This window comes from Oleiphilus sp. HI0066, from assembly GCF_001635725.1.
The window spans coordinates 1-6,163 of the sequence record NZ_LWFH01001678.1 but is presented as its reverse complement, the minus strand read 5'-3'; the positions used below and the strand labels follow the sequence as shown (position 1 = coordinate 6,163).

9 protein-coding genes are annotated in these 6,163 nt (G+C 45.2%); all 9 read left to right on the top strand.

What is annotated here, in order from left to right; translation table 11 throughout:
- Positions 1 to 534, top strand: a 534-nt coding sequence (locus A3738_RS26270) for a DNA polymerase III subunit gamma/tau C-terminal domain-containing protein (RefSeq protein WP_156504516.1), incomplete at its 5' end; no start/stop codon positions are given.
- 9 nt (positions 535 to 543) lie between these two features.
- The gene (locus tag A3738_RS26265; protein WP_068473244.1) at positions 544 to 873 is read left to right on the top strand and encodes a YbaB/EbfC family nucleoid-associated protein; all 330 of its coding nucleotides are present in this window, start codon (positions 544 to 546) and stop codon (positions 871 to 873) included.
- A 14-nt stretch (positions 874 to 887) separates the two neighbouring features.
- Entirely contained in the window at positions 888 to 1,493 is a 606-nt protein-coding gene (gene recR, locus A3738_RS26260) for a recombination mediator RecR (RefSeq protein WP_068473239.1), read from the top strand.
- A complete protein-coding gene (gene rnd / locus A3738_RS26255; protein WP_082878526.1) occupies positions 1,438 to 2,643 on the top strand; it encodes a ribonuclease D in 1,206 nt (401 codons plus the stop codon). The genes recR and rnd overlap by 56 nt, the downstream gene beginning before the upstream one ends.
- Positions 2,644 to 2,690: 47 nt before the next feature.
- A complete protein-coding gene (locus A3738_RS26250; RefSeq protein ID WP_068473233.1) occupies positions 2,691 to 3,002 on the top strand; it encodes a YcgL domain-containing protein in 312 nt (103 codons plus the stop codon).
- Complete coding sequence (locus A3738_RS26245; protein WP_068473229.1) at positions 2,995 to 3,459, top strand: YcgN family cysteine cluster protein; 465 nt, start codon at positions 2,995 to 2,997, stop codon at positions 3,457 to 3,459. Before A3738_RS26250 ends, A3738_RS26245 begins: the two co-directional genes overlap by 8 nt.
- Positions 3,459 to 3,809 carry a hypothetical protein gene (locus A3738_RS26240; protein WP_068473226.1) on the top strand — a complete coding sequence of 117 codons (351 nt, stop codon included), beginning with the start codon at positions 3,459 to 3,461 and terminating at the stop codon, positions 3,807 to 3,809. The genes A3738_RS26245 and A3738_RS26240 overlap by 1 nt, the downstream gene beginning before the upstream one ends.
- Entirely contained in the window at positions 3,806 to 4,018 is a 213-nt protein-coding gene (locus A3738_RS26235; protein WP_068473223.1) for a DUF1653 domain-containing protein, read from the top strand. Before A3738_RS26240 ends, A3738_RS26235 begins: the two co-directional genes overlap by 4 nt.
- A 140-nt stretch (positions 4,019 to 4,158) precedes the next feature.
- On the top strand, positions 4,159 to 6,163 hold a 2,005-nt coding region (locus A3738_RS26230), incomplete at its 3' end, for a vWA domain-containing protein (RefSeq protein ID WP_156504515.1).

The following is a 6,163-nucleotide window of genomic DNA, read 5'->3' as shown; positions in this document are numbered from 1 at the left end:
GACAATCAGCAAAGCTTGGTTGAAGAGCCTGTCGAAGCAATGATTGAAGCTGCGCCTATGCCATCTGAGATCAACTCAACTGTTGATACGCAAGCGAACGAGAGTCAAAAAAAAACACCTAAGTTCGATGACTCTCAAGACTTAGATAGCATGAGCTGGCCGCGTCAGGCCATTAGACTTGGTTTGACAGGCATGACTCAAAACCTACTTATGAATATGGTGAAGCGTATTCATGGTGAGGTTATGGAATTAGCTGTCGAAACTGGGCATTTTAGAATTTTAAACGACACGCATAAGAAGAAAATCGTGCAAGCATTGAAGGATGCGCTTGCTTGGAATGGTGCGATTGAGTTCAAGGATGGTGTCGATGCAGGACAAGAAACGCCAGCAATGTGGCGTGAACGAATGCGTGAAGAGCAACTTATAGAGGCGAAGCAAAAATTGCACGCCGATGAAAACGTAAAACAGTTAATCGCTGAGTTTGATGGCCGTCTTATCGAAGATAGCGTCGTAGCGCTCGGCACCATTGAATAGGAGAAGAGTATGTTCGGTGGAAAAAATATGAATGACATAATGAAGCAAGCTCAAAAAATGCAGGAGCAGCTTCAGAAGCAGCAAGAAGACATGGCTAACGCAGAAGTGGTTGGCGAGTCAGGCGCTGGTATGGTCAAAGTTACAATGAATGGTCGCCATGATGTTAAGAATGTGGAACTAGACCCGGGTGTGATGACCGAAGACAAAGAGTTTTTAGAAGACTTGTTGGCTGCTGCGGTTAATGATGCTGTGCGTAAAATTGAAGAGAAGAATCAGCAAGCAATGTCTGGTTTAGCTTCAGGAATGGGAATGCCACCAGGATTTAAGATGCCTTTCTAGGCGGAAAATATACGATGAAGTTTGGTGTAACCATTGATGAATTGATCGACGCACTGCGCGTTTTGCCTGGCGTCGGTCAGAAGTCTGCACAGCGCATGGCGCTCGACTTATTAGAACGCAAACGTGATGGCGGAGTGCGCTTATCGAAAGCCTTGTCAGAGGCGATGCACAAAGTGCAGCGCTGTGAAAAGTGTCGGAACTTTACAGAGCAAGATGTCTGTGAAATTTGTCGTGATACGCGTCGAGATGACAGCCTGCTTTGTGTTGTTGAGTCGCCAAGTGATTTACTTGCGATAGAACAATCACAGCAATATGCCGGAAAGTATTTTGTTTTAGGAGGCAGTTTGTCGCCAATTGATGGGCGAGGTCCAGAAGAAATTGGTATCGGACAATTCGTTTCTTATCTTGACCAAATTCAGGTCTCTGAAGTGATTCTTGCGACGAACCCAACCGTAGAGGGAGAGGCGACAGCGCACTATATTTCTGAAATTCTGAAAAACAGAGGTATTCTAGCGACACGTCTAGCGCATGGGATTCCGCTTGGTGGCGAATTAGGTTTTGTGGATGGCGGTACGCTTGGCCACGCATTTTCTGGAAGGAAGCCGCTTAGCGATGGTTGATGAAACGCAGTTGCGCGCCCTTGAAGAAATAGATTTTACATGGGTGGATAGCGATACAAAGCTCAATGAGTGTGTTGAGTCTTGGTTGCAAGAGCCTTATATCATTCTTGATACTGAATTTGAGCGTAGCACTACTTTTTACGCGAAACCTGGCCTCATTCAAATTGCGGCATCGGGGTTAACCTATCTTATTGATCCTCTAAGTTTGACGAGTTTGAAACCTCTCGCTGCAGTGCTTGAAAGTGATGAAGTGGTCATCGTTCTGCACTCTATGAGCGAGGATATTGATCTGCTCTCTTATGCCTGTGATTGTCATATCTCTAATGTGTTTGACACGCAAATAGCGAATGCATTTTTAGGCAATGGCTCCTCGGTAGGGTATCAACGTCTGGTGGAAGCCGAGCTTGATATCGCACTTGATAAAGGCGAGACACGTTCTGATTGGTTGAAAAGACCCTTAAGTTCAAAACAGCTTCAGTATGCAGCTGCCGACGTGTATTACTTGGAAACTATCTACAAGAATCTGTTAGAGAGGCTTATTAAAAGCCCTTGGCAGTCTGCTGTAGAGGAAGATTGCGCGCGTCAGGTCGAGTCGATTGAATCGGCAGTGGCGGATCCACAAAACGCATATTTAAAGCTGAGAGGGGCGTGGGATTTACCTTTAACAAAGCAAGCTCTTTTGCAAAAGCTAGTGTGCTGGCGTGATGAAATGGCTGTTGGTAAGAATCTTCCTAAAAGTTGGGTGTTCGGAGACGCTAGTCTGATTGAGATGGCGCGTACCCGTCCGACTGCGCAAAATTCTCTGTTTTCCTTGCCCAAAGTGAAGCCAAAGTCGGTGAAGCGTTTTGGTCTCGATGCAATTGCTTTGATTTCTAACGAGCAAGAAGTTGTTCCTGAAGGGTTTACGCCAATAGCGAAACCCATTAAAGGAAAAGAACTAGAGTTTTATAAGAAGATTAAATCGCTTGTAGCAAAGCAAGCCGCGACGGCAAATATAGACCCAGCCTTGATTGCGGGCAGAAAACAGATGGAGGCATGGGTGATTCACTATTGGCGTGATCAAAATCCAGATCTCCCTGATCTTATTAATGGCTGGCGTTCTGACTTAATAGGTCAGCCACTTACCGAATTGGCTGCAACAGTGCTATAAGTTCTGTTTAGTTTTCTATTTATCTACGATTGATGACGAGTAATTGAATGACTTCTTATACAAATGCGACAAAACGTTTTTGCTCTGTTTATAAAAGCAGCAAGCGTGCTGAAATGTATTTATATGTTGATCGTTCACAGGATGTGAGTAAGTTGCCAGAAGCTTTGATGCAAGCTTTTGGTACGCCAACTAAAGTTTTGGATTTGATTTTGACGCCTGAAAAAGAACTGGCGAGAGCTGACGCGTCAACGGTATTAGAGGCGATTGCGGAAAAAGAATTTTATTTGCAAATGCCGCCAGTTGACTCCGAATCTGCGGAAAATTTGGCGATGGCTCCGCGCGACTCCTTAAATGGCTAATTCGGATTTAACACAGCCTTTTTGGGAGCGAAAAACGCTCGCTCAAATGACGTCTAGCGAGTGGGAAAGCTTGTGTGACGGCTGTGCTAAGTGTTGCTTATATAAGCTTCAAGATGATGAGACAGACGAAGTGTTTTATACCTCTGTCGCGTGTCGAAAGTTGGATCTTGAAACTTGTCGGTGTACTGTCTATCGAGATAGGTTAAAGCATGTTCCAGAATGTTTGGATCTGATTCAGGAAGACTTGGACGCGCTTGATTGGCTGCCGAGTTCATGTGCATATCGTATGGTATCAGAAGGTCGTGGTTTGGCGTCTTGGCACCCTCTAGTAAGTGGTGATGCTGATTCGGTGCATAAAAAAGGGATGTCAGCGCTTGGTCGAGTGGTGTCGGAAGATACTGTTGCGGAAGAAGAGCTTGAACTGTACATCATTGAAGAATTCTCTACGGAAAAATAGTGTTGATTGATTTACCTTCTTACATCGTAGCCTGGCTTGTTTATTTGCTCTCAAGTGTTGGCTTGCTGATTGTTGTTTGGCGTATGACACGAAATTGGACATGGCGTCGCACGCGTCGCGTTACTCGAATTGTTATCGCAGTAACCCTTTTAACGCCCATGAATATCATCGCAAATGGTTTATGGCTTGCGCCGGCCTTTTTAGTTGCTGCCTATGCGCTGGCTCAAAATCAATTGGATATTGTTCAACAATCGTTTTCGGTCATGGGGGCGGCGGTTGGTTTTATGGTGCTGATGGTGCTGTTAGAGTCTGTCGCGCGACGCTTATTAGGTATGAGGTACGGTGAATGATTCGTCCGGGAATTTATGAGCATTACAAAGGCCAACGCTACGAAGTCATTGGTTTGGCTCGACACTCAGAAACAGAAGAAGAGCTTGTTGTATACCGAGCTTTATATGGGGAGCATGGATTATGGGTGCGACCTTATGCAATGTTTGCTGAGGATGTCGAGTTAGACGGAGTGCGTCGACCTCGCTTTCAATACCTTACTCAAAAGTAATTGTAATCTGCTCATAAAAGTCTGAATACTTAAGCCTTTACTTGTGCTTACGCGTTGTTCTTATAGTATTTTCTGCTATACCTAAGGTTATTTCCTGAATTTTATTTTTGACTCCGCGAGGAGTAGTTAGGGTGGCTTTAATGGTTTTTTTGCGTCTGCGAAAAGTGCGTCAATACGTAGCAGTGGCGTTTTCCAGTCTCTTAATTCTTTCTTCGGGGTATGCGTTTGCTGACTCAAACGTGCAACCGGATGTTCGATTAATTATCGATATATCTGGCAGTATGAAGAAAAATGATCCGAAAAATCTTCGTGTTCCTGCCGTCAACTTGCTAACTGAATTGGTTCCTGAGGGGAGTCAGGTAGGTGTTTGGACCTTTGGTCAGTGGGTCAACAATCTCGTGAAATACCAGGCTGTGGATGCTGATTGGCGTGCCATGGCAAAAACGAAAGCTAATGAAATCAACTCTGTTGCACTGCATACAAATATAGGAAAAGCGCTTGAGACCGCATCAGCGGATCTGGAGGCAGATAGCAGCAATACTCACTTTATTCTTCTGACCGATGGTATGGTCGACATTGACAAAGATCCTGCAAAAAATACAGCAGAACGTGAGCGTATTCTGGGCGAAGTGCTTAATCGAATTGCCGAGTCTGGCGCAAAAATTCATGCAGTCGCGTTATCTAGTAATGCGGATAAAACACTCATGGATAAGCTGGCTGTAAAAACAGGCGGCCAGTCGGCCTTAGCTGAAACCTCTGACGATCTTAATCGTGTCTTTTTGCAGGCCTTTGATAAAGCGGTTCCACAAGAGCAAGTGCCAATTGAAGGGAATGCTTTTGTTATAGATTCGAGTATTGAAGAATTTACTGCTTTGGTCTTTACCAACTCTAGCTCTAAGCAGGTTCGCTTAATTGCGCCTGGTATGGAAGAGTTTGACGCTAATAGTTCGAGTGAAGAGGTGCGTTGGTACAAGGACTCGGGTTACGAATTGATAACAGTCACGCAGCCTGATGAGGGAGAGTGGGTGATTGATGCGGACGTTGGTCCGGATAGCCGTGTCACGATTGTGAGCAATTTGCAGATGGATGTCCCGACATTGCCAAGTAACGTATTTGCAGGCGATGTATTGGATGTTAATGCCAGCTTCTTCGATGAGGGTGAATTAATCACCGATAGCGACTTTCTGTCCATCTTAGAGGTCGATTTAAGTGTTACTGATGAAGTAGGGCAATCAGGCAGTCGAGCCATGAAACTCGGTTCTGACAGTGTGTTTAGAGATCAAATCTCTAAATTGAAAAACGAAGGTACTTACATTGTCGCTGTTGATGTTGATGGAAAAACATTTAAGCGTCGGTTTGAACAAACAGTGACCTTGCGTCCTCCATTTGATTTTGAATTGTCTGTGGTTGGGGGTGACCAGCCAATGCATAGGCTAGTAGTCAGCGCTTTATCGACTGATATATTGCTGGAGGAGACTAGTGTGTTTGCGAAGGTGAAATCTCCCGATGGTAATAGCTTAATCAAAGCTGTCGAACGAATTGGAGATGAAGCGCGCTGGGCGATCAATATCATGCCCGAAGCGGGTGATGGCGTTTATAAGTTGGCGGTGAAAGTGAAGGGCGTCAATGAAGCTGGGGAACCTGTTAATTTAAAACCTAAAGTATTCGAAGTGGCTTTCCCTATTCCAATGGGCGAAGCAAATAAAATCATCGCAGTTGAAGAAGAAGCTGTCGAGCCGGTTGAAGGGCTTGATGAGCCAGGCGAGACTGTCGAACCTGAGCAGAACATTGCGCCAGACTTGAGTGAAGAAGCAACTAAAATGGCTGATTTTACGCATGGTATGGAGGATGAAAAAAGTAATGAAATGCTTTGGGTGGCTATTGCAGCGGGTGTCGCATCGATTGTCGCATTACTCGGTACCTTGATTTACTTCGTGCGTAAGAAAAAAGCAGCGCAAGAGCCGGAAGAAGAAATTATCTCTGATGAAGTGATGGACGAGTTAACCGACACTTCTGCAGAAGAATTGTCATTTGAGCCAGAACCAGAGCTAGAACCAGAGCCAGAGCCAGAACCAGAGACAGAACCAGAGCCAGAACCAGAGCCAGAACCAGAGCCAGAACCGGAGCCAGAACCNGAGCCAGAAC

What these genes read in the sequence shown, in the direction of transcription:
- rnd (WP_082878526.1), top strand. Translation starts at nt 1,438, where the DNA reads ATGGCGGTACGCTTGGCCACGCATTTTCTGGAAGGAAGCCGCTTAGCG.
- A3738_RS26250 (WP_068473233.1), top strand. Translation starts at nt 2,691, where the DNA reads ATGACTTCTTATACAAATGCGACAAAACGTTTTTGCTCTGTTTATAAA.
- A3738_RS26245 (WP_068473229.1), top strand. Translation starts at nt 2,995, where the DNA reads ATGGCTAATTCGGATTTAACACAGCCTTTTTGGGAGCGAAAAACGCTC.
- A3738_RS26235 (WP_068473223.1), top strand. Translation starts at nt 3,806, where the DNA reads ATGATTCGTCCGGGAATTTATGAGCATTACAAAGGCCAACGCTACGAA.
- recR (WP_068473239.1), top strand. Translation starts at nt 888, where the DNA reads ATGAAGTTTGGTGTAACCATTGATGAATTGATCGACGCACTGCGCGTT.
- A3738_RS26265 (WP_068473244.1), top strand. Translation starts at nt 544, where the DNA reads ATGTTCGGTGGAAAAAATATGAATGACATAATGAAGCAAGCTCAAAAA.